Consider the following 2,942-nt stretch of genomic DNA (forward strand, 5'->3'; position numbering starts at 1 on the left):
AATTGAACATACCTTACCCCATCTGGCCGAAATTCTCCTCCATGCTGAGATTGACGATGAGGAATTCTATCGGGAAAAAGATGTAGTTTTAGAAGAATTACGGGCCTGTTATGATGATCCCGATTGGATTGCCTACCAAACCCTCTGCGGAAGTATCTATCAAAACCATCCCTACGGACGATCTATTCTAGGCGATCAACCCTGTTTAGAGCAATTAACCCCCAATCAAATGCGCTGTTTCCATCGCACTTATTATCAACCAGAAAATATGTGTGTGGCGATTATCGGGGGAATTGAACCCCAACCAGCTTTAGAAATTATCCGGCAATCTTTTCGGGAATTTCCCGTCCCCTCGGAATCCCCTGCGAATCTAGTGGCTGCCGAACCCCCCCTGATCGAAATTCGTCGTTCCCAAGTACATTTACCCCACCTAGAACATTCTCGTCTCTTGATGGGATGGACTGGACCAGGATGCGATCGCCTAGAAGATGCCTTTGGATTAGACTTGATTTCGGTAATTCTTGCCGGAGGACGCTGTTCGCGGTTAGTGCGACAGCTGCGGGAAGAAGCGCAAATCGTCCTCGATATTAACAGTAATTTTTCCCTGCAACGAGATTCCAGTCTCTTTACCATCGGTGCTTGGCTATCTAGCTCAGAAACTGAGACAATTGAAGGTATTATCTGTGAACACCTCCAATGTCTGCACGATGATCCCGTCACCCCCGCAGAATTACACCGCACTCAACAGTTATTAGCTAACGATTATATTTTCTCCACAGAAACCCCGGGCCAATTAGCGGGACTCTATGGATATTATCAAACCCTGAGAGCTGCCGACCTAGCAACGATCTATCCCCAAGTTATCCAAAGTTTTCAACCGTCAGATCTACAACGTCTGGCTCGTCAGTATCTCTCCCCGGAGCGATATGCTATTACAATAATGCAACCCTGTGAATAAACGATGTCCGCTTCCCCCATTCACCGCTTAACCTTAGAAAATGGCATCACCCTTTTAGTGGTGGAAAATACGGCCGTGGAGTTAGTTGCAGGGAGGATTTTTCTCAAAAATGCGGGTACTCGTTGGGAAAAACCCGAAAAAGCGGGTTTATTTCGTCTTTTAGCCGTGCTGCTCACCAAAGGTACAGAAAAGTTATCTTCCCTAGAAATTGCTGATCGCGTTGAGTCCACGGGGGCCGGTTTAAGTGCGGACACGGGGACTGATTATTTTGTGGTTAGTTTAAAGACCGTTACAAAGGATTTTTTAGATATATTGCGTCTAGCGGCGGAAATTATTCGTTTTCCCAGTTTTCCACCCCCAGAAATCGAATTAGAGAAAAATCTCACCCGTCAAAGCATTCGCTCTCAATTGGAACAGCCTTTTAATGTGGCTTTTAATCAATTACGCGCCGCTATGTACCCCGATCATCCCTATGGTATGTCTTTATTGGGTACGGAGGCAACGGTTTCTCAATTGCAACGGGAGGAGCTGCTGGCCTATCATAGTCGCTTTTTCCGTCCCGATAACCTGGTAATTAGTCTTTCTGGCCGTATTACCCTAGAGCAAGCAGTAAAAGCAGTGACGGAAATTTTTGGCAGTTGGTCAATTCCAGATATTCCTTTATCTAGTTTACCCCCGGCCGCTTTTGATTTTCAGCCCACCTGTTTAACTACCGTCCAAGCTAGTCAACAGGCGATCGTTATGTTAGGATACCCCGGCTCTTCTGTGCAAGAGGATGATTATGCCGTTTTAAAATTATTGAGTACCTATCTGGGGAATGGGTTATCTAGTCGTCTATTCGTGGAATTGCGAGAAAAACGGGGATTAGCCTACGATGTTTCCGCTTTTTATCCCACCCGTCTCGATTCTTCCCAATTTGTCATTTATATGGGAACTGCACCTCAAAATACAGCGATCGCCGTGTCGGGATTGCGTCAGGAAGCAGAAAGGTTATATAAAGTAACTTTGAGTGAGGGGGAGTTACAGTCAGCTAAAAATAAGTTATTGGGTCAATATGCTCTCGGTAAACAAACTAACTCCGAAATCGCTCAATTATACGGTTGGTATGAAAGCTTAGGTTTGGGGATTGAATTCGATCGCACTTTCCTGGATTCTATTAATCAGATTACTCCCGAACAAGCGCGATCGGTAGCCAGCAAATATTTTCAAAATCCTTACATTTCTTTAGTCGGCCCGGAAAATGCGATCGCTGAAATTCTCTAGTCAGAGCAAAAAGCGGCAATAAAAAACTATTGCCGCTTCTATTTCTGATTAACTCCCCGGGTGGGATTCGAACCTACGACCAATCGGTTAACAGCCGACCGCTCTACCACTGAGCTACCGAGGAAGGCTACTCACAATTAATAATTATAATCATAAGTCCCTCAATAATGCAAGTGCTTTCTGGATTTTTTCTCAAAAAAATTTCCGGTGCTGGTAGCGGTGGGCAGAGAATCAACTATTGTGGAGATAAGGACACCATTAAGTCTAGTCTATGCTTGCTCATCACCGCCGTCCCGTCTCCCTCTGTCTGCTCTCGACAGATCTACCCATCCTCTCCTCTTTAGACACTTCCGCTACCCTCTACCAAAAGGATCGCCACCGGTTTCATCTTCTCCTCAATCAACCACCAGTCGCTCTCGCAGAAATAGAGACACTTAAACCCAAAAATAATCAAAATAAATTAATTTGGCTAGAAATTTCGGCCAATCGGGTAATTATGACCATGCAGGGCCAGGGAAGATTCGCCTATCGTCATTTTTGGGAGCAAGGGGTTTTTGGTGTCAGTCGCTTCTGGTTAAATGCCGGAAGTTCTCAACCGGGTTACGCTTTTCGCCTCGGCAACTATACCCGTAGTCTCCAATTAGAGGGGGATAATTTCCCCGAATATTTGCGTCTAGAGTACGAATTATGGTCAGATAACCTGATTTTAGGTCATTATGTC

3 protein-coding genes and 1 tRNA gene are annotated in these 2,942 nt (G+C 45.2%); 3 read left to right on the forward strand and 1 reads right to left on the reverse strand.

Annotated elements, in window-relative coordinates; translation table 11 throughout:
* Both PX484_RS21040 and PX484_RS21045 read left to right on the forward strand, forming a co-directional pair.
* Nucleotides 1–958: M16 family metallopeptidase (locus PX484_RS21040; protein WP_288105378.1), on the forward strand; the 958-nt coding region annotated here is incomplete at its 5' end.
* Nucleotides 959–961: 3 nt separating this feature from the next.
* Nucleotides 962–2,221 (forward strand): M16 family metallopeptidase, encoded by a 1,260-nt coding sequence (locus PX484_RS21045; protein ID WP_287766960.1) that lies wholly within the window; start codon nucleotides 962–964, stop codon nucleotides 2,219–2,221.
* Between the two features lie 52 nt (nucleotides 2,222–2,273).
* Here PX484_RS21045 and PX484_RS21050 read toward each other — a convergent pair.
* Nucleotides 2,274–2,345, reverse strand: a tRNA-Asn gene (locus PX484_RS21050).
* 147 nt (nucleotides 2,346–2,492) lie between these two features.
* Between PX484_RS21050 and PX484_RS21055 the strand changes: the two genes are divergently transcribed.
* Nucleotides 2,493–2,942, forward strand: a 450-nt coding sequence (locus PX484_RS21055) for a hypothetical protein (RefSeq protein WP_288105381.1), incomplete at its 3' end; no start/stop codon positions are given.

Origin of the sequence: Microcystis sp. M49636_WE2 (genome assembly GCF_030065375.1) — a bacterium.
GTDB lineage: Bacteria > Cyanobacteriota > Cyanobacteriia > Cyanobacteriales > Microcystaceae > Microcystis > Microcystis aeruginosa_C.